Raw genomic sequence first — 19,862 nt, 5'->3', positions numbered from 1 at the left:
CTTAAGCCAGCGCTTGAATACGGTCTGGACGGAAACCCGACCAGTGATCTTCGCCGACTACCACGACGGGAAGCTGGCGATAGCCCAGCGCTTCAACTTCTTCTTGGGCACCAGATTCAGCGGTAATATCGATGACGGTGTACTCAAGCCCCTGCTTGTCTAGCGCGCGGTAAGTCGCGGTACACTGAACACAAGCTGGCTTGCTATAAATTTGGATTTCCATGGCTATTTTCCTTTTCATAGCGGCATTTTTCGGGTAGAGCACATCTAGTGCCCGCCCCCTCTAGAAGATACAACGCATACTATATATAGACCAATAGAAAATCAATTCAAGCATATGTGGTATTTTTCATCCACAGGATATTGACAACTAATGCCCCACGTTATCCCAGGCAATAAAAAAACCGCCCACTAAAAGTGGACGGTTTTTTCACAACGCCGCAAAGCGGCGCAGCTAGCGGATCATAGCAATATTAGCTAATCGCCGCCTGGTAACGACGCTCAACGTCTTCCCAGTTAACAACGTTAAAGAACGCTGCAATATAGTCAGGACGCTTATTTTGATACTTCAGGTAGTAGGCATGTTCCCAAACATCCAGACCCAGCAACGGCGTGTTGCCGTGCATCAACGGGCTGTCTTGGTTCAGGGTATTTTCTACTACCAATTTCTTTTCAGGGGTAATGGATAGCCATGCCCAACCACTGCCGAAACGGCCAACGGCTGCTTTTTTGAACTCTTCTTTAAAAGCTTCCAAACCGCCCAGCTCAGAATCGATGGCTTTTGCAACATCGCCCTGGGGGTTACCACCGCCGTTAGGCGACATCATTTGCCAAAACATGGAGTGGTTGGCATGACCGCCACCGTTATTGATAACGGCTTGACGCTTGGCTTCTGGAACGCGATCTAGATTGGCGACCAGCTCTTCAACGGGTACATCTTCAAGACCCGTGCCTTCCAGCGTGGCGTTCAGGTTGTTGATGTAGGTTTGATGGTGACGAGAGTGGTGAATTTCCATCGTCATCGCATCGATGTTTGGTTCGAGAGCGTCATATGCGTACGGCAATTCGGGTAATGTATGTGCCATATCATCATCTCCTTGAGTGGCTTTCGTTGCTTTCACTTAACTATGTGCGGTCAGCCCGCAGCTTTTTCAACCACCGGGGTGGATTTTCTTACCTTTTGCCCCAGTACTTTAGTCAACTATTGGCAGTTTACCTAATAGACCCGGCACAAAAAAGCCGACTTCTGGCGAAGTCGGCTTTTAAGACTTAGCTGTTCAACCGCTTACAGCTTGCTCTCGAGCTCCGGCAGGATCTCAAACAGATCCCCCACCAGGCCGTAGTCCGCGACCTGAAAAATCGGCGCTTCGTCGTCTTTGTTGATCGCGACGATCACCTTGGAATCCTTCATGCCCGCCAGGTGCTGGATGGCACCGGAGATACCCACGGCAATGTAGAGATCCGGAGCAACGATCTTGCCAGTCTGGCCGACCTGCATATCGTTGGGCACAAAGCCTGCATCCACCGCGGCGCGGGAGGCGCCAATGGCCGCGCCTAGTTTGTCGGCAATGCCGTCAAGCAGCTTGAAGTTTTCGCCGTTGCCCATGCCGCGACCACCGGAGATCACCACCTTGGCGCCGCCCAGCTCGGGGCGATCCGATGCCGCCAGCTCTTCTTTAACAAAGCTGGATTGGCTGTTTTCTACCACAGTGTTGACCACTTCGATGGTGGCACTGCCGTTTGTGCCCACAGCATCAAAGCCGGTCGTGCGGATGGTGATGACTTTTAGCGCGTCGTCACTTTTGACCGTGGCAATGGCATTACCGGCATAGATCGGGCGCAGGAAGGTGTCGGCACTTTCTACACCAAGTACATCCGACAGTTGGCTGACGTCCTTTAGCGCCGCCAGGCGCGGCAGCACGTTTTTGCCAGTGGTGGAGGCGCTGGCAAGTACGTGGGTGTAATCACCTGCCAGTTCGACCAGTAGAGTACCCATGGGCTCGGCCAGCTGGTGGGCGTAAACGGCGTTATCGGCGACGCGCACTTTACTCACGCCGTCGAGCTTGGCGGCAGACTCGGCCGCGGCTTGCACGCCTTCACCGGCAACGAGAACGTCGATATCGCCGCCGATTTGTTGGGCGGCCGCAATCACGTGAGCCGTCGCACCGGCCAGTTGGCCTTCATGCAGATCGGCAAGTACCAAAATGCTCATAAAATCAGCTCCTTCAAAAGCGCTTATCTCAACGTACGGGGGTAAACAACCGACTTCAGAGAACTTTGGCTTCGTTTTTCAGTTTGTCGATCAGCTCGTCTACCGAGGCGACTTTAACGCCACCCTTGCGCTCCGCTGGCGATTCGACTTTTAGCAGGCTCACCTTGGAGGCAACCTCGACGCCGTAGTCGGCGGGGGTTTTCACATCCAGCGGCTTTTTCTTGGCCTTCATGATATCGGGGAGCTTGGCGTAGCGCGGCTCGTTGAGGCGCAGGTCGGTGGTCACAATCGCCGGCAGCGTCAGGGCAATGGTTTGCAGACCGCCGTCGATTTCACGGGTCACATGCACCTTGTCACCGTCCACCGCCACTTCTGACGCAAAGGTGCCCTGGGGCAGGCCGGTCAACGCGGCAAGCATCTGGCCGGTCTGGTTGTTGTCGGTGTCGATGGCCTGTTTGCCGAGAATCACTAAGCCCGGCTGCTCTTCCTCGACCACTTTAGCCAGTAGCTTGGCAACGGCCAGGGATTCGGCGCGCTCGTCGGTTTCGATATGAATAGCACGGTCGGCGCCCAGCGCCAGTGCCGTACGCAGCTGCTCTTGGGCGGCTTTGGGGCCAACGGTGACAGCAACCACTTCGGTGGCCACACCCTTCTCTTTCAGGCGTACCGCTTCTTCCACGGCAATTTCGCAGAACGGGTTCATGGCCATTTTGACGTTGGTAAGGTCGACGTCCGAGTGATCCGCTTTAACGCGGATTTTGACGTTGTAGTCGATGACGCGTTTAACCGCGACGAGTACTTTCATAGGTTCCTCGCTTGGCTTGTCGTAAAGCCGTTACCCTGAGACGGCACCCGCCCGGCGGATACCCCTTAATTTAAGACGTGTCGTGAAGACTGACTGGCCACTTCCTAACAGCGACCCACCTGCCTTAACACAGCTACTGCCAACAGCAATGGTGGCGCGTTTAAATTCAATGGATTAAATTCAATCAAGCGTTTGATAGGTGCGCAATTGAGAAACCCTACCAATTTGCCATAGCCTGCTGCAAAACGACAACACCTAATGCCTAAACAACCACTACGGCCTTAGTCGTAGCACTGAACGCTGATTAGCGAAGCATACAGCCAATAAATGCCTCTTTCACCATCGTAGGCGTGACCTGACACAGGTATTATGCCTATCATGGCATATAACCAGAAGCAAACGACCGTTTTAAATTAAGGCCGATTTTTTATAAGCTAGTTCTCATTCGCTAGTGTGTATAAATAATGGCACTTAAAGAGAATAAGGAGAAACCGGGTGGAAACTGTTGAACGCGATGTAATGGACTTTGATGTCGTCATTGTCGGTGCGGGCCCATCCGGGCTTTCCGCCGCATGCCGCCTAATGCAGCAAGCCAACGAAGCTGAGCAAGAGCTTACCGTCTGCGTAGTTGAAAAAGGCTCGGAAGTGGGCGCGCATATATTGTCAGGGGCGGTATTTGAACCCCGCGCCCTGGCAGAGCTATTCCCTGACTGGGAAGAGCGCGGCGCACCGCTCAATACGCCGGCGATTCGCGACGATGTTTTTTTGCTCAAAGACGCCGAAAAAGCGCAGAAAGTGCCCAACGCCTTAGTGCCTAAAAGCATGCACAACACCGGCGGCGACCTTACCCGCTATGTGATCAGTGCTGGCAATCTGTGCCGCTGGTTGGCCGAACAGGCCGAAGCCCTCGGCGTTGAGATCTTTCCAGGCTTTGCCGCCCAGGACGTTATCATTGAAGATGACGCCGTGCGCGGCATTTTGATTGGCGATATGGGCGTCGCCGCAGATGGCACCCCCAAAGATGGCCATATGCCGGGTATGGAGCTTCGCGCCAAGTACACGCTGTTTGCTGAAGGTGCGCGCGGGCATTTGGGCAAACGCCTAATTAAAGACTTCTCCCTGGATGCAGGCCGCGACCCGCAACACTACGGGATCGGTCTCAAGGAGCTGTGGGATGTACCTGCTGAACAACACGAACCAGGGCTTGTACTCCACGGCTCAGGCTGGCCACTGGACAAAAACACTCACGGCGGTTGGTTTCTCTATCACGCGGAAAACCAGCAGGTCGTCGTTGGTCTAATTATGGACTTGGGCTACCAGAACCCATGGCTCTCGCCCTTCGACGAGTTCCAGCGCATGAAGCATCATCCAGTCCTTAGCCAGTACCTGGAGGGTGGCAAGCGCGTGGCTTACGGCGCCCGGGCGATTACCAAAGGGGGCTTTAACAGCCTGCCTAAAATGACCTTCCCAGGGGGGCTATTGATTGGTTGCGATGCAGGCACCCTCAACTTCTCCAAGATCAAGGGTCTGCACACCGCCATGAAGTCAGGCTTGGTCGCGGCAGAGAGCGTATTTGAGGCGATCAAAGCTGGCGATGAGGGTGCGCAGGAGCTAACGAGTTTTACCCAGAAATGGGAAGCGAGTTGGGCATATCAGGAGCTTAAAGAGAGCGCCAGCTTCGGCCCCGCGATCCATAAATATGGCACTGTGGGCGGTGGAGCATATAACTTTGCCCACCAGTTGCTGGGCAACAAGCTGCCTAACGTCCACGACACCACTACCGACCACGGCGCCCTTAAGCCTGCGGCCGAGTTTGAAAAGATTAACTATCCCAAACCGGACGGCAAGCTCTCCTTCGACAAGCCGACCTCGGTATTTCTGTCGAACACCAACCATGAAGAGGATCAGCCGTGCCACCTGCACCTTGATGATCCTGACCTGCCGATCCGCGAAAACCTGCCCGAATACGCCGAACCGGCACAGCGCTACTGCCCGGCCGGTGTTTACGAAGTGGTGGAAGATAGTGCAGGACAGCCACGCTTTCAGATCAATTTCCAGAACTGCGTGCACTGCAAAACCTGTGATATTAAAGACCCGGCGCAGAATATTACCTGGGTAGCCCCCGAGGGCGGCGGCGGACCCAACTACCCCAATATGTAGCACCCCAGTATGTCGTAGAGACGACTGATACTTAAGGCGTCGGCGCTCGCCGACGCCATTTAAGATGATGAAACCAGCTTGAGAGTTTGGTACTTAACTCAGCGCTATGCTACAGAAGTGCACATTGTTTTTACCCGCTTGCTTGGCTTGATACATCGCCACATCCGCATTTTTCATTAAGCTTTGTTCATCGAGTCCATCAGCGGGGAACAGCGACACCCCGATGCTTACCGATATATGACACTCTTGACCCGCTAAGATAAATGGCTGCCTCATGGAGGATAGTAATTCGTTAGCAATCGGTACAATTTGCTCGGTTCGACTTACTTTGCGTAATAGAATAATAAACTCGTCACCCCCCAGTCGGGCTACCACATCACTTTCGCGTACCGCTCCAGTCAGCCGCTTAGCCGCTTCTTGCAGTAGATAATCGCCCACAGCATGCCCCAAAGAATCATTGATTAATTTAAACCGATCAAGATCCAAGAAAAGTAGTGCGAAAGATTCGCCATGGCGACCACAAAGGACAACTTCCTGGCTCACTAGATGACTCAAAAAAGCGCGATTAGGCAAATCGGTTAGCGTGTCATGAAAAGCCAAGTGCTCCACTTGCTGAGCATGCAATACACGCTCGTCCATTACCCGCTGCCGCTCCCGCTGAAGCTGCCAGCTCAGGCGGCCGAGTATCACCAGAATCATGAGCAACAGAGCACTTGTCCACGCGGCTCGCTGCCAATACTTTTGCACTAGCAGTTGAGCCTCTGCCAACTGCTCCTGGGCCGAAAGCCCTACGACGATTGATAGTGGAAAATCATAGAGTTTGCGCACCAGTGTGTAGCGTTCCACACCTTGCCAGTGGGTCAGAAAGGGGACACTAACAGCATCCAGCGTACTACTTTGCCAAGCCGCTAACTCCATCAACTCGCCTGAATTAATAGACTCCCCGGTACGCCTGACGCGGACGATGCCATCCTCGCCGACTAGCGCCAGCATACCCTGCTGGCCCAAAGAACGAGCTTCATAGCTGCTCACAAAATAATTGGCATCAATAGCAATAACGACCCAGCCCGAGCCTATCTCTTGCGTTGGCGCTTGCCCCGGCAGTAGTGGCCGGGTAAAGGTAAGCTGCTTCTCTTGTTCAGTCTGTGCTTCACCCACAGCTAAGTAATCACCCTCTTGCGTGGCTTGCAAAGGAGGCCTCAAGCGCAGCCCAAGCAGCTCTGAATCAGTCGACTCAACCACCATACCCTGGGCATCAACAAGACTGATGGTAAATAGCAACGCAGGTGGCAATAAGCGCTGTTCATTTAATGCATTGAGCACGTTCGCGTGGCCGGTGTTGTTGGCGGTGAAACGGACTAATTTCAATGCCGTGTCAATTTCCCTGAGAGCTCTTACAACGCGTGCTTCATAGGTGTCGGTAATTTCCCCAACGGAGAGCTCTGCCTGACGCTCAATGGCCACACGCTCTTTATTAACTAAAAAATAAGTACTCCCCCAGACAACCAACAGCATCATAAAAGCTACTATGCTGAATAGCACCAGTGGCTCTACAAGATGATGAGGCCATCGCTTAATAAAGGCTTTGGTTGAGCTGAACCGGTGAGGACTTCTCTGCTCATTGAGACTACTCAATTGTCAACACTCTTAAACGCTCATCAAGAAAAGCAGGGTCTATATAACCCAGTGCTTTTGTATCACTGACCAGCCGCTCTACCACAGCACGACTATTAGCGAGCGCTTGGGGCGGCTGCCCCCGTCCGGTAAATATCTGCCTGGCCCAGTGCGCCTTGATCTGCGCGGGGGTTTGCCCCGTGAAGTGAGTGTAAAACTCGCTTCTCGCCGCCGTACCTTCAGACTGATCCAAAGGTACCACCATCATCCCATCGGCTATTTGCGTACGGCGTCCTAAATAAATATCCCTTAGATCACTGCTTGTGAGGCGAGAAAAAGGCGCGTCCGCTGATACAACCACCAACACCTCAGCTAAAGCGGGGTTATAAATCAGGCTCAGCATTGCCCCCAATAAGAGGCTGATTCCAGGCGCAATAAGACGTTTAACCATTGTCACTCTCCTTAAAACACAAAGTCGAGCGCAAGGCTGAACAAGTTAATACGTTCACCTGGGGTAAACTCGGACTGTTGATTAATCAGCCCCCCGGATGACCCTGAACGCATATCGATATGATCATACTGGGCTGTAAGTGCCATGCCCGGCCTGAAATCCCAGCGAGCCCCAACCGTAATACTGTCTTGCTGCATTCTGCTGGATAGAGTCTCATTTAACACACCATTAAGAAGCTGCGCGCCTTCTGCATAGGGCGATGGGTAGAGGGCAGCATTCAAGCCCGGTTCTGAGGTGCTACTGGTGATTTTTGCCCGCGCCACACCCACATAAGGCGTCCAGTCGGCGATACGATAGCCGAAAGTCATGTAGGCTCCTTCACTTTTGCCTAACAGAGACGACGACGAAAAGTGCGCCCACTCTCCCATCACAAACCATGAACCGGGGTCATAACTCGCCCCTAAACTCAGCAGGCGCGCACGCTTACCATCAACTTCGTAACGGCTAGCAAGCTCTTCGCCAGGCAGACCAAAGAGACGGTAAATATCGAAGAATTGTGTGAGCTCATCAGCGCTTACTTTCAGTTCGCCGTAGCTGGCAAACAGGGTGGTACTCCCCCAATGCGTGCGATGAGACACACCCCATGAATCGCTGGCGTCGATACTTCCAGTTTGATAATCAGCGCTGCCACCCCCAAAATTCATCTGCAGCTCATTGGTGGCACTTCCGCGGTGGTATCGATAGCGCACATCAACACCATCGAAATTAGCCACAGGGATTAAACGGTAAACTTCTTGTGGTGGTCTAACCCACGGGGTGGCGTAATTAACCTTGCGGTGCTCAGAGGCCATAAAAGAGCTCTGCACCATACGCCCAACGCGCAGACTAAGATCAGGGGTAACATCGTATTGGACATTCGCCCATTCAATATCAGGTGCGAATGAGCCGTCGTGTCGCTTCTCGCTGACCACCTGCACAACAGAGGAGAGCTGAGGCGTCATTCGTAGCGTTGCTTGAAGCCCTAAGCGGCTATCAACTTCAGCGCTCCAGTCATTACTATACCCCGCACCTTCTGAGGCAAAGGGGTCAGCAACGAAGTCAGCGTCACGCTCATCAGAGTGAACGACCCCTAGCGTGCCAAAACCATTAAATTCCAAGTTCGGCATACCGCTATCGGCCAGCAAGGCGCCGCTTTGGGTGACAATCAAAATGGCGCAGAGCCAAGTGGCTTGCCTTACCATGCCCGTTCCCTATTTCATCAGTTATTATGCGATGAGCTGCTGAGTATTAGCTCGGTAGGCTTGTGGGTATTAAATCGGCAGGGCCATGCTAAGTCAAACCGCCCTAAAGCTTAATTTGACGGCAAGTGTGAAAGAGTGTGTCTTGGCGTTGAATCAACTACTTACCCAACAAGCGTTGAGCCATTTTTCAACACTTCAATGGGTGCCCGACGGGCAATCAGCCGCCGTCTTCCCGCCTGATCAAAGCGCACATCAATCACCGGGTCGCTGGCACTTCCCTCTACCGCCGCTACTTCGCCCTCGCCAAACACCGCATGAAGCAGCCGCTGGCCAGGATAAAAGTGCGTCTCTCCGGAAGAGCCCGCGCCTGAATAACCGGCTTTGGTCTCTTCAACCTGCGCCGGGGCAAGCACAATGTCGTCGCGCCCAAGACGCGCCAGATAGCGCTCTACCAGCGCCACCGAGGTCACCTGTAGCGAAGCAGCAGTTGAGCTTTCAGCAACCAGGCAGGCAGCGACGCGCATGCTATCTTGCCAGGCGCTTTCGGCGATAAAACGGCTAGGACGGTGCACGCCGCCGTCATGCAGCACCAGCAGTTGCTCTTGGGCGCGGGTGATCGCTACATAGAAAAGCCGTCGCTCCTCCTCCAAACGCTCATCGCTGAGCGGGTTATCGCGGCTATAGTGGGGGAAATCTTCCTCATTGACCCCGGCCACCGCTACCAGTGGCCATTCAAGCCCCTTGGCACCGTGCACAGTACTGATCAGCACGCCGCCCGCCTGGTTCTCTACTGGGCGTTCCAATAGCTCGATAAAAGCGTCGGGGTCTTGCACGCTTTGTGCTTGTTCAATCAGCACGTCGAGTAAGCGAACATCCTCTTCGCCTTTATCCCGTCGCGCCGCCGCGCGCTTCAGCGTCTTTTCAGCATCGATACTTTCCACCACGTGACGTAATAGCTTGGCGGGTGGCCAGGCACTTAATTGCGGCAGTTCGCAAAGCAGTACCCAACGTTTTTTCAGCGTACGGCGCTGAATCGGCTTTAGCTCCGTCAACATGGGATCGTGCCGTTCGGGCCACTGCTGAGTAGCAGCCAACTGATAGGCTAGCCGCTGCAGCCGCTCACGGGCAACGAAGGGCGTCGGCTGGGAAAGCAGCAGTAGCAACTGCTGGGGGTCGCGTAGCAGGTCAGGCCGACGCGACAGCTTTAAATAGCCCGCCAAGGCCTGCACCAGCGGCAAACGAAACACAAAGCGATCCTCGCGCTGCAGCCGAAACGGAATGCCTGCCTGGAGCAGCGCCAGTTGAAATGGCACCGAGAGTGCCCAGCTACGCACCAGCAGGCTGGCCTCGTTAAACGCTCGCCCCTGGGCCTGCCAATCCATTAATGCATCGAGTAGCAGGCGGCTGCCCTGCCCCACCGCAACGCGAGTTTCGGGGTTATTGGCCGCGGCTAAACACAGCTGGTTAGGGCGCCGCTGGTTAGCGGCAATGGCATGATTAGCGGCGAGCGCTAAGGCGTGACCGTGGCGAAAGGTTGTCGATAGCGGATAGTCGGTAGCACTGCCGAAGGTGGCCGTAAAATTTTCCAGCATGGTGTCGGGTTTGGCGCCGCGCCACTCATAAATACACTGGTTAGCGTCGCCCACCGCCATTACCTCGGCCGTGCGGCCCACCAGCACGGATAAAAGCCGTTGCTGCGCGGCGTTAATGTCCTGATACTCGTCAATAATGACATGATCGAGAAACCCTTCCACGCGACCACGCAGGTCAATATCTCCCTCTAAAGCCAACAGCGGGCGGTAGAGCAGATCGGCATAGGTCATCACCCCTTCGGTTGCTAGCAGCCGCTCGCCCTCGGCAAAGGCCGCCGGAAAATAGTCCGTGTCGGGGTCTAAATTGAGCCGCTCATAGAGCGCTTCCGGGGTGATCATTTCCGCCTTCACTAAGCCGCAAAAGTGGGCCAGGGTTTCAAGACGATCCCCTTCCAGTGCAGCATCGCGGCGTTCAACTGCGTCACGCAGCACATTGAGACTCGCTTGGCGAAGCAGCCTTTCCAGCTGCCAATCAGCGGACAGTAGCTGGCGTGGCGCCAGCGCACCCCATCGACATAAGCTTTGGGTTAAACGGTGGCCCAGGGAGTGAAAAGTGCGCACATCCGGCAGCGCCTGCCCAGCGGGTGCCATTGAGGCTAACCGGCGTTGAAAATCATCCTTGGCGGAGCGGTTGAACATCAGCACCAGGATACGCTTTGGCGGCACACCGCTAGCCAATAGATGCAGTACCCGGGCAGCCATAGTGGTCGTTTTACCGGCCCCAGCCACTGCCGCCACCCGCGCGTGCCCAGCTTGGTGATTAACCACAGCCTGCTGTTCAGCGGTTAACTTCACGGCGCCTCGCCCAATGAATCGTCGTCGAGTTGCCCCAGCGCAAACCAGTGCCCGGCGCTCATCAGCCCAATTTCGCTAGTGCCATTGCCTAAATCACGGGTTTCGGCGGCCTCTACCAGTTGGTAATAGACATTACGGTGCAAGCGCGCAGCCAGTCCAAAACGTACCGGCAGTTGCGGCACCGCCTCTCCTTGCGGCGTTAACGTAACGGAGAGCGGATGTTCGGCATCTAAGCGAATAACGTCGTCAAACTGGGTGGTAAACCACCAGGCATTATCACGAAAGTCGGCTTCTACCGCGACCAGCGGCAGGTCTTCAACCTGAACACGCCAGCGCTCCACCGGCGTGACCAGGCAGTAACCCTGGTCATCAAAGCGCAGCAGCGTGGCCAACAAGCGCGCCACCTTGGGGCGGGCAAACGGCTGACCTTCGTGCCACCAGCTACCGTCAGCGCGAATGCTTATATTCATATCGCCAGAGAGCGCCGGCTGCCACTCATCAAGCGGCGGAATAGCGCCAGCGCGCTCTTGCTCTCCACTACCTTGCTGCAGCAATCGGTCAATATTCATCTCGCCCACCTCGCTTAAGCGTATTCGCTATAAAAGCCCAGCGTTTGCCAGTGCCTGTTTAACGTGTTCTGGGGCATCCGGCGCGGCGGCACGAAAGAGCTGGTAAAAGTTGGCGGTGGTTTGCATGGCAACTTCATCGACACTGATCCCCCGTTGCTTGGCGATGCACTCTGCCACTTGCGCCACCCAGGCTGGCTCATTGGGCTTGCCGCGATATGGAACGGGCGCTAGATAAGGGCTATCGGTCTCAATCAGCAGGCGGTCCAGCGGCAGCTGACGAGCAAGTTCACGCAGCGCAGCAGCGTTGCGAAAAGTAATAATACCCGACAGCGAAATATAAAACCCCAGCCTCACCGCCTCACGGGCCATCGCCAAGTCTTCTGTAAAACAGTGTAATACACCGCCCACGCGGGAGTCGCTATATTCACGCAGCAGCGCCAGGGTTTCTTGTTTGGCTTCGCGGGTATGAATAATCACCGGCAACTCCAGCTCTTGCGCCGCGATCAAATGCCGCTTGAAGCGCTCATGCTGAATCTCTACAGGTACGCTGTCACTGTAGTGATAATCCAGGCCGGTTTCGCCAATCGCTACGGCGCCATACTGTCCAGCGGCCTCTTTAATATCCGCAACACTGGGTTCGCGCTCAACGCTATATAAAGGGTGTAACCCAGCGGAAATTGCCACATCGTGATGGGCACGGGCAATGGCCGCCAGCTGCGGCATATCCTCTAACGTCACCGCCACAGCAAGAAATTGGCTGACGTGGGCAGCACGAGCAGCGGCCAGGGTAGCGGCGATATCGCCCTCATGGGTCTGGTCGGATAAACGGTCTAAGTGGCAGTGTGAATCAACAAACATGCAGGTCTCGACAACAGGTGGGCTATAAGCGTTTTAACCGTCTGATTTAGAGCGTAAACGACGGGGCTGCTTTATCTAATTGACCGGCAAGCAGCGTCTCAATGCGGTCACGCACCGGGTAATCTTGCTGGCTGAAGTGCAGGCCAATACCTGGCATACGGCGGCCACTCACCCCCTCTGGTGATACCCACGCCACCTGACCGGTGACCGAAAGGCGTTCACTTTCACCCGGTAGCGTGAGCAGTAAAAACACTTGCTGGCCAAGGGCGTAAGGGGTTTGAGTGGGCACAAACATACCCCCATGATCCAGAAAAGGCATATACGCGGAGAGCAGTGTCGGCACATCCGGAACAGTAAGAGAGAGCGCTTTTTGAGCTGCCATAACGACCTCGCTGCAAAACGTTAAGATATGCCGCTATGAGCGCAGCAGCGCCGCCCAGCGCACCAACCATGCTTCAAGCACTAACTGCGGATTGGGGTTGGCCCCCACCGCCAACAACCGCCGCTGCTCGCGGGCGTAATCCAGCAGGCGAAACCAATCCTGCACACGACCATTTTTAACCGCCTGGCGATAGAGCGGCTCAAGATCGGGGTTATGCAACACCTCTGCTTCACCGGATAAGCCCAGTCGAATCAGGTCTTCCAGCCAGGCGATACCGTACCATAAGATGGCATCAATCGCCTGGCGATCCAGGCGAGCCGCCTCTGAAACAGGCTCAGCGCCGCGCACTAGCTGCTCAAAACTGTCGTGAATCTGGTGGCGCAATGCACGCTCTTCCGGGACGGCCAGCTCCACCGCAAGCAGCGGCAGACCGCCAGCCACCTGCCACCAGAAATAGGCTTCATCGGCGCTGCCCAACTGCTCAATTAACCAGCCGCGACACGCCTCATAAGCAACGCTTGGCAGCGACCACTGCTGGCAACGGGAACGGATCGTCGCCAGCATCCGTGAAGGCACGTCTGAGAGCAGAATAAACAGCGTTTTATCGCCAGGCTCTTCTAGGCTTTTGAGTAGCGCATTGGCGGCGGCAACGTTCATTGCCTCGGCGGGCGAAATCACAATCACCCGGTAACCACCCTGCTGGGCCGTTTGCGAAACAAAGCGATTAACCTCGCGAATCGGGTCAATACGGATTTGGCGCTTCCCCTCTTCCGGCGAAACGCGCAGTAAGTCCGGGTGGTAACCCGAAGCCAGCATGGCACAGCTATGGCAGTGGCCACAGGCCTGGTCGGCAGGCGATGCACATAGCGTCCGGGCAATTAACGCCTCTGCCAACTGCTGCTTACCCACGCCGTGAGCGCCGTGAATAAGTAGCGCATGGGGCATGCGTCCGCTATTGGCCAGGCGGGTTAACTGTTGCCACGTGGCCTGGTGCCACGGCATTACGCCGGTTAACGCCATGCCGCGACCCGTGTGAGCAGGGCTTGATGAATTTGCGTTTGTACTTCTTCTAGCGGGTGCTGGGCGTCGATCAACGCAAAGCGCTCCGGTGCTTCTTTTGCTCGCGCTAAATAGCCATCACGCACCGCCTGGAAGAACTCGGCCTGCTCCTGCTCAAAGCGATCACGCTGTTCATGGCGATCACGCAGGCGTGACTCTAAGCGCTGTTTTGCCGCCTCTTTGGGCATATCGAGCAGTAGGGTTAAGTCCGGCGAAAGCCCCTGCTGAACAAAGTTTTCCAGCACGGCTATACGCTCCTTTGCAATGCCCCGTCCGCCGCCCTGATAGGCAAAGGTGGCATCAGTGAAACGATCACACACCACCCACGCCCCTCTGGCCAGGGCGGGCAGAATTTTTTCCGCTAAGTGCTGCGCGCGGGCGGCGAACATCAGCAACAGCTCAGCATCCACATGCAGCGGCTCTTGGGGGGCGGGATCCAGCAGCAGTGCGCGAATCGCTTCGCCACGGGCGGTGCCGCCCGGCTCGCGGGTGCGCACCACTTCCAGCCCTTGGGCTTCCAGACACTCGGCGACAAAGCCCACATTGGTGGACTTTCCGACACCTTCGCCGCCTTCTAGCGTAATGAAGCGTCCACGCTTACTCATCATGCTCCCTTAATGTGGTAATCAGTCATGGCTATTATCGGTTGCGGATATAGCGATTAACGGCATTGTTATGCTCTCGCAGGGTACGCGAGAAGTGGTGCGTACCATCACCACGGGCGACGAAATAGAGTGTTTCTCCGGGCAACGGGTTCACAGCCGCTTCTAGCGAGGCCCGCCCCGGCATGGCGATCGGCGTGGGTGGCATCCCGTCAATCACGTAGGTGTTATACGGCGTGGCCTCGCGGATATCGGCGCGAGTAATCCGCCCGTCATAACGCTCGCCCATACCGTAAATAATCGTCGGGTCCGTTTGCAGGCGCATGCCCTGCTCCATGCGGCGCTTAAACACCCCGGCAATTTCGCGCCGCTCCTCAGGTGCACCGGTTTCCCGCTCGATCAACGAGGCCATGATTAGCGCCTCGTAGGGGGACTCAATGGTTAGGTCGTCCGCGCGCTCTTCCCATACCTCTTCAAGGATGCGCTCCATCCGCGTAAGTGATTGGCGCAGGATATCGACGTCGCTCATCCCCAGGTGGTAACGATAGGTATCGGGGAAGAACCAGCCTTCGGGAAAGGTGTCTTCGCGGTCAAGGAGCGTCATTACCTCGGCGTCGCTCAACTCAGCGGTACGATGGTCGAGTTTCGGTGCGGCATTGAGCAACTCGCGCATCTGTCGAAAAGACCACCCCTCAGGAATCGTCAGCGAGTAGGTGACCACCTTATTGCTGCCTAACAGTGCCATCATTTCCAGACCGCTCATATCCGGCAATAGCTGGTACTCGCCGGTACGCAGCCGTGGCACGCGTTCTGGCTCAACCCGTGCGAGCAGACGAAACGCCCAGGCATCTTCCAGCACACCCTGCTCTTCCAATTGCGCCACAACCTGATTAAAGCCCGCGCCAGATGGCACCTGGTAAAGCATTGGCTCATCAAGCGCAAGCGGTGCCTCTAATCGGCTCTGCCAATAGAAATAACCGCCTGCTGCAGCTGCAGCGCCGACCACCACTAACACCAATAAAGCGGTTAATAACCGTTTCACCATGACACCTCTAAGAAAATTACCAGGCGATATCTGAACAAACGATATCTAAACAAACGTTGGTGTTTAAGCAACACCCAATAGCTGATGTGCCAAGCGTTGGAACGGGTCAGACTGAAATAAGGGCCAGCGCTGCAACAGCGAGCCATCCGCTGCAAGTAGCGTAGTCACTGGCCATACCCCCTGGACAGAGTTTGCCACCCATAGCCGTTCGACATCCGCGAGTTGATGAAGCAAAAGCGAAGCTTGAGCAACGGCACCTTGTTCAAGCATTGCAGCACGCAGCGTTCCCGCCACTCCGCACTGGTCAAGCGGAGGTGTCAACACCTCCCCCGCCTGCTGCCAAAAAACATTCATACTGGTGGCTTCTACGACAAAACCTTCGCTATCGGCCAGCACCCCTTCGGCAATAGCGCTATCGCTCCACTCTTGGCGGGCCAGTACGTTTTCCAGTCGATTTAGGTGCTTGATACCCGCCAACCGAGGCTGACGAGCAAGCTGCAAGTCGCAAAGCCGTACCGCCACTCCCTTCTGCCAGCGCTCAACCGACGGTTGAAACGGCGCTCGACGGCTAAGCAGTCGCGGTGCCATCTGATCCGGCTGGGCATAGCCACGCCCGCCACTGCCACGGGTCAGTATCAGCTTAAGCACTTCGAATTCAGCCGTGGGGTCTCCCTGCCAAGCGGCGTCAAGCGCCTGCTGGCAAGGTAGCGGTATTCCCAGACGATGACAGCCCTGCGCCAAACGGGCCACGTGATAGCGCCACAGCACGGGTGACCCAGCACGCAGCAGTACCGTCTCAAACAGACCGTCACCATACGCCAGCCCACGGTCATCAAACGGCACAGACTGTTCGTCAGATAGCGCGGGCGGCAGCATGGTCAACTACACCTTCTTAAACAGCAGCGAACCGTTAGTGCCACCAAAGCCGAAGGAGTTCGATAGCGCCATATCAATAGGCATATCACGCGCTGTATGCGGCACGTAATCCAGGTTGCAGCCTGCCTGGGGGTTATCCAGGTTAATCGTGGGTGGTGCAACCTGATCGCGTATTGCCAAAATACAAAATACTGCCTCTACAGCGCCTGCTGCACCCAAAAGGTGGCCAATCATCGACTTGGTGGAGCTTACTGCCACCTTAGCAGCGGCATCGCCTAAGACGTTTTCAATAGCGCGACTTTCCGCCAAATCTCCTGCAGCCGTCGATGTGCCATGCGCATTAATGTAATGCACTTTAGAAACATCTATCTGGGCATCTTTGATCGCATTGCGCATAGAGAGCGCTGCGCCACGCCCATCTTCCGGCGGCGACGTCATGTGATAAGCATCATCGCTCATACCAAAGCCCACCAGCTCGGCGTAGATATTGGCGCCCCGCGCCTTAGCATGCTCATACTCTTCAAGCACCAGCACACCCGCACCATCGGAGAGCACAAAGCCATCGCGGTCAGTATCCCACGGGCGGCTTGCCGCTTCCGGATCATCATTACGTGTAGAGAGTGCACGAGCAGCCGAAAAGCCGCCCAGGCCCAGCGGCGTGGTGGCCATTTCAGCGCCCCCGCAGATCATCACGTCAGCATCACCATAGGCAATCGTCCGCGCGCTGTAACCAATATTGTGGGTACCCGTCGTGCAAGCTGTGGTAATGGCGATATTGGGACCTCTGAAGCCGTGCTGGATCGCCATATTGCCGGAGATCATATTAATGATGGAGCCCGGCACGAAGAATGGCGACACCTTACGAGCACCGCCTTTGTTCAGCGCGTTGTGGTTATGCTCAATCATGGGGAGACCACCAATGCCTGAACCGATAGCCACACCGATACGGTCGGCATTCTCCTCAGTGCACTCGATACCGGAATCTTCTACTGCCTGGGCGCCCGCCGCCATGCCGTACTGAATAAACAGATCCATCTTGCGGGCATCTTTAGGATTCAGATACGGGCTAATATCAAAGTTTTTAATCGATCCACCAAAGCGGGTGTTAAAGCCGCTGGTGTCAAAATGCTCTATGGGCGTAATACCGCTTTTACCGGCCACGATGTTAGCCCATGACTCATCAACGCTATTACCCACTGGGGTCACCAGGCCTAACCCAGTTACCACTACCCTTTTCCGTGCCATCAGCTTTCCTCCAGGCATCCATGGTGACGCGACCCACTTGGGTCATTTGCTGCTTAAATTTGGTCAACAGTATAACGGAGATTGAACGTTATAAGCATTGTGGCAGCAAAGCAAAAAAGCCGCCCTGGAAAAGGACGGCTCTTAAGGCGGGTGGCTAGCACCCCACCCTGGTTCGATGCATCGACACAACCCTTACTGGTGGGCGTTCACGTAATCGATGGCTTCTTGAACCGTGGTGATCTTCTCAGCTTCTTCATCAGGAATTTCAGTATCGAATTCCTCTTCCAAAGCCATGACCAGCTCAACGGTGTCGAGCGAATCAGCACCCAAGTCTTCTGTAAAAGAAGAGCTGTTTTGGATGTCTTCTTCTTTAACGTTCAGGCGCTCTGCTACAACTTTCTTCACGCGCTCTTCAATAGTACTCATTAACGTACTCCAGTCGTTCACATTAGCCGTTTTTGATAACCAGCTATTTGGAAACCGCAAGCCAAAAGCTGCGGGGTAGTTTATAGACGCCCTTGGACAGACGCAACCGCCAAGCCCAAGGCCATCAACGCATATTCATGCCGCCATTGACGTGAAGCGTCTCGCCAGTGATATAACCGGCTGCATCACTGGTCAAAAAGCCTACCGCGGCGGCGATCTCTTCCGGCGCCCCTAAACGGGCCAACGGAATTTGCTTAAGCAACATCTCGTGCTGTGCTTCAGGCAGTGCCTCGGTCATGTCGGTGGCGATAAAGCCCGGGGCCACAGCATTGACCGTAATCGCCCGTGAAGAGACCTCGCGGGCCAGAGCGCGGCTAAAACCTTCCATACCGGCCTTAGCTGCAGCATAGTTAGTTTGGCCCAGGTTGCCCATGGTTGCCACAACAGAACTAATTGACACAATACGCCCAAAACGCGCCTTGGTCATACCGCGCAAACACGCCTTGCTCACACGATAGACCGATTTCAAGTTGGTATCCACAACGGAGTCCCACTCGTCCTCTTTCATGCGCATCAGCAGATTATCTCGGGTGATGCCAGCATTGTTGACCAAAATAGTGGGCGCACCAAAGCGCTCAGTGATGGTTTTCAGCACACTATCAATGCTGGCCTGGTCGGTCACATTAAGACACAAACCGGCCCCTTCAATGCCGTGCTCTTTCAAATCGGCATCAATTTTTTCAGCACCTGACTCGCTGGTCGCGGTACCAATAACCGTACGGCCTTGGCGACCTAACTCGCGAGCAATGGCTTGGCCAATGCCGCGACTCGCCCCTGTCACCAGGGCAACTCTACTCTCTTGTGTCATAACGTTCTGCCTCTAACCGTGTAATCAAGCCTGGATAGCGAAATAAAGAGCCCCTTGGTCACGCCTTATCAGCCAAGGTTTCACGTGCCAGCTCAAGCGCCGCCTCCAGGCTGTCAGGATCATTTACCGCCAACCCTCTGCTACCCTTTACGATACGCTTATTGAGGCCAGTCAACACCTTTCCTGGCCCGCACTCAATAAATACCTCCACGCCCTGACCCGCCATTGCTTCAACGCAGGCGCTCCAGCGTACCGGCTGATAGAGCTGTTCGATTAACCGTGTGCTGAGTGTTGCGGTATCGGCATGGGCCTGTGCATCGACATTCTGGATGACCGTATAGCGCGGCGCCCGCAGCTCAATGCTTTGCATAGCCGCTGCCAGGCGCTCGGCCGCAGGGCGCATTAGCGCGCAGTGCGAGGGCACGGAAACCGGCAACGCCACGGCACGCCTGGCACCGGCCTCTTGACAGGCAACGATCGCACGGTCGACGGCTACTTTAGAGCCCGCTATCACCACTTGCCCTGGGGAGTTGTAGTTAACCGCTGACACAACGTCGCCCTGGGCAGCCTTTTCACAGGCGGCTTCAACCGCATCGTCTGCCAGGCCCAAGATCGCCGCCATACCGCCTTCACCTGCGGGCACCGCCGTCTGCATGGCCTCCCCGCGTAGACGCACTAAGTTGACGCCCTCGGCAAAACTCATAACGCCTGCGCATACCATGGCGCTGTATTCACCCAGGCTATGGCCCGCCATCACTGTCGGCCGCGGCCCTTCTAACTCTTGCCACACGCGCCAAATAGCGACGCTTGCAGAGAGTAGCGCAGGCTGGGTGCAGGCGGTTGCATTAAGCGACTCTTCGGGGCCTTCTTGGACGACTTTCCACAAATCGTAGCCCAAAGCATCCGACGCTTCCTCAAATGTCGTTCCCACCACACTGTAGCGCTCGGCAAGCTCTCGCAGCATTCCAAGCTGCTGAGAGCCTTGCCCGGGAAAAATGAGGGCAAGGGGTTGAGACATGTCGTTCACCTTTGCTCTTGTAGGCATTTGCTCATATGAGCGAT

Annotated in this window: 20 protein-coding genes; 1 reads left to right on the top strand and 19 read right to left on the bottom strand. The window is 55.5% G+C overall.

From position 1 onward, the window contains the following. Position 1: 1 nt before the first annotated feature. From nrdH to U738_RS06630, 4 genes are all read right to left on the bottom strand, one after another. Positions 2 to 223 carry a glutaredoxin-like protein NrdH gene (nrdH, locus tag U738_RS06645; protein WP_035578578.1) on the bottom strand — a complete coding sequence of 74 codons (222 nt, stop codon included), beginning with the start codon at positions 221 to 223 and terminating at the stop codon, positions 2 to 4. A gap of 250 nt (positions 224 to 473) precedes the next feature. Beyond that, positions 474 to 1,085 carry a superoxide dismutase gene (locus U738_RS06640; protein WP_035578576.1) on the bottom strand — a complete coding sequence of 204 codons (612 nt, stop codon included), beginning with the start codon at positions 1,083 to 1,085 and terminating at the stop codon, positions 474 to 476. Between the two features lie 200 nt (positions 1,086 to 1,285). Then, positions 1,286 to 2,212 (bottom strand): electron transfer flavoprotein subunit alpha/FixB family protein, encoded by a 927-nt coding sequence (locus tag U738_RS06635; protein ID WP_035578574.1) that lies wholly within the window; start codon positions 2,210 to 2,212, stop codon positions 1,286 to 1,288. A gap of 55 nt (positions 2,213 to 2,267) precedes the next feature. Next, the gene (locus U738_RS06630; RefSeq protein ID WP_035578572.1) at positions 2,268 to 3,017 is read right to left on the bottom strand and encodes an electron transfer flavoprotein subunit beta/FixA family protein; all 750 of its coding nucleotides are present in this window, start codon (positions 3,015 to 3,017) and stop codon (positions 2,268 to 2,270) included. Positions 3,018 to 3,512: 495 nt separating this feature from the next. Here U738_RS06630 and U738_RS06625 point away from each other — a divergent pair, with 495 nt between their 5' ends. Next, entirely contained in the window at positions 3,513 to 5,177 is a 1,665-nt protein-coding gene (locus U738_RS06625; protein ID WP_035578570.1) for an electron transfer flavoprotein-ubiquinone oxidoreductase, read from the top strand. Between the two features lie 93 nt (positions 5,178 to 5,270). On the opposite strand, the gene U738_RS06620 is transcribed toward U738_RS06625, so the two are convergent. From U738_RS06620 to fabD, 15 genes are all read right to left on the bottom strand, one after another. Continuing rightward, positions 5,271 to 6,695: a GGDEF domain-containing protein gene (locus U738_RS06620; protein ID WP_231896719.1), complete on the bottom strand. Its 1,425-nt coding sequence runs from the start codon at positions 6,693 to 6,695 to the stop codon at positions 5,271 to 5,273. Positions 6,696 to 6,804: 109 nt separating this feature from the next. Beyond that, on the bottom strand, positions 6,805 to 7,242 hold the full coding sequence (locus U738_RS06615; RefSeq protein ID WP_035578568.1) for a phosphate ABC transporter substrate-binding protein: 438 nt from the start codon (positions 7,240 to 7,242) through the stop codon (positions 6,805 to 6,807). 11 nt (positions 7,243 to 7,253) lie between these two features. Then, positions 7,254 to 8,483, bottom strand: coding sequence for a hypothetical protein (locus tag U738_RS06610; RefSeq protein ID WP_035578564.1), 1,230 nt, complete (start codon positions 8,481 to 8,483; stop codon positions 7,254 to 7,256). 161 nt (positions 8,484 to 8,644) lie between these two features. Next, positions 8,645 to 10,870: an ATP-dependent helicase gene (locus U738_RS06605; RefSeq protein WP_035578560.1), complete on the bottom strand. Its 2,226-nt coding sequence runs from the start codon at positions 10,868 to 10,870 to the stop codon at positions 8,645 to 8,647. After that, on the bottom strand, positions 10,867 to 11,439 hold the full coding sequence (locus U738_RS06600; protein ID WP_035578557.1) for a DUF1285 domain-containing protein: 573 nt from the start codon (positions 11,437 to 11,439) through the stop codon (positions 10,867 to 10,869). Before U738_RS06600 ends, U738_RS06605 begins: the two co-directional genes overlap by 4 nt. Before the next feature lie 27 nt (positions 11,440 to 11,466). Next, the gene (locus tag U738_RS06595) at positions 11,467 to 12,297 is read right to left on the bottom strand and encodes a TatD family hydrolase (protein ID WP_035578554.1); all 831 of its coding nucleotides are present in this window, start codon (positions 12,295 to 12,297) and stop codon (positions 11,467 to 11,469) included. Between the two features lie 46 nt (positions 12,298 to 12,343). After that, entirely contained in the window at positions 12,344 to 12,679 is a 336-nt protein-coding gene (locus U738_RS06590; protein ID WP_035578551.1) for a PilZ domain-containing protein, read from the bottom strand. Positions 12,680 to 12,712: 33 nt separating this feature from the next. Continuing rightward, positions 12,713 to 13,699, bottom strand: coding sequence for a DNA polymerase III subunit delta' (locus U738_RS06585; protein ID WP_035578548.1), 987 nt, complete (start codon positions 13,697 to 13,699; stop codon positions 12,713 to 12,715). Further along, positions 13,690 to 14,343 (bottom strand): dTMP kinase, encoded by a 654-nt coding sequence (tmk, locus tag U738_RS06580; protein WP_172821677.1) that lies wholly within the window; start codon positions 14,341 to 14,343, stop codon positions 13,690 to 13,692. Before tmk ends, U738_RS06585 begins: the two co-directional genes overlap by 10 nt. Positions 14,344 to 14,377: 34 nt before the next feature. Then, positions 14,378 to 15,385: an endolytic transglycosylase MltG gene (gene mltG / locus U738_RS06575; protein WP_035578540.1), complete on the bottom strand. Its 1,008-nt coding sequence runs from the start codon at positions 15,383 to 15,385 to the stop codon at positions 14,378 to 14,380. A 63-nt stretch (positions 15,386 to 15,448) separates the two neighbouring features. Next, positions 15,449 to 16,261, bottom strand: coding sequence for an aminodeoxychorismate lyase (pabC, locus tag U738_RS06570; RefSeq protein ID WP_035578537.1), 813 nt, complete (start codon positions 16,259 to 16,261; stop codon positions 15,449 to 15,451). A gap of 6 nt (positions 16,262 to 16,267) precedes the next feature. Next, positions 16,268 to 17,506 (bottom strand): beta-ketoacyl-ACP synthase II, encoded by a 1,239-nt coding sequence (fabF, locus tag U738_RS06565; RefSeq protein ID WP_035578534.1) that lies wholly within the window; start codon positions 17,504 to 17,506, stop codon positions 16,268 to 16,270. Positions 17,507 to 17,698: 192 nt separating this feature from the next. Continuing rightward, a complete protein-coding gene (acpP, locus tag U738_RS06560) occupies positions 17,699 to 17,932 on the bottom strand; it encodes an acyl carrier protein (RefSeq protein ID WP_008956801.1) in 234 nt (77 codons plus the stop codon). A 124-nt stretch (positions 17,933 to 18,056) separates the two neighbouring features. Continuing rightward, positions 18,057 to 18,800 carry a 3-oxoacyl-ACP reductase FabG gene (gene fabG / locus U738_RS06555; protein WP_035578530.1) on the bottom strand — a complete coding sequence of 248 codons (744 nt, stop codon included), beginning with the start codon at positions 18,798 to 18,800 and terminating at the stop codon, positions 18,057 to 18,059. Positions 18,801 to 18,858: 58 nt separating this feature from the next. Continuing rightward, positions 18,859 to 19,818, bottom strand: a complete 960-nt coding sequence (gene fabD, locus U738_RS06550; protein WP_035578527.1) for an ACP S-malonyltransferase — start codon at positions 19,816 to 19,818, stop codon at positions 18,859 to 18,861. Between the last annotated feature and the right edge of the window lie 44 nt (positions 19,819 to 19,862).

The sequence above is a fragment of the Halomonas sp. TG39a genome (assembly GCF_000744395.1).
Lineage (GTDB): Bacteria > Pseudomonadota > Gammaproteobacteria > Pseudomonadales > Halomonadaceae > Vreelandella > Vreelandella ventosae_B.
Note: the sequence above shows the minus strand (reverse complement) of the source record. Positions and strands in the feature narration are given on the sequence as shown.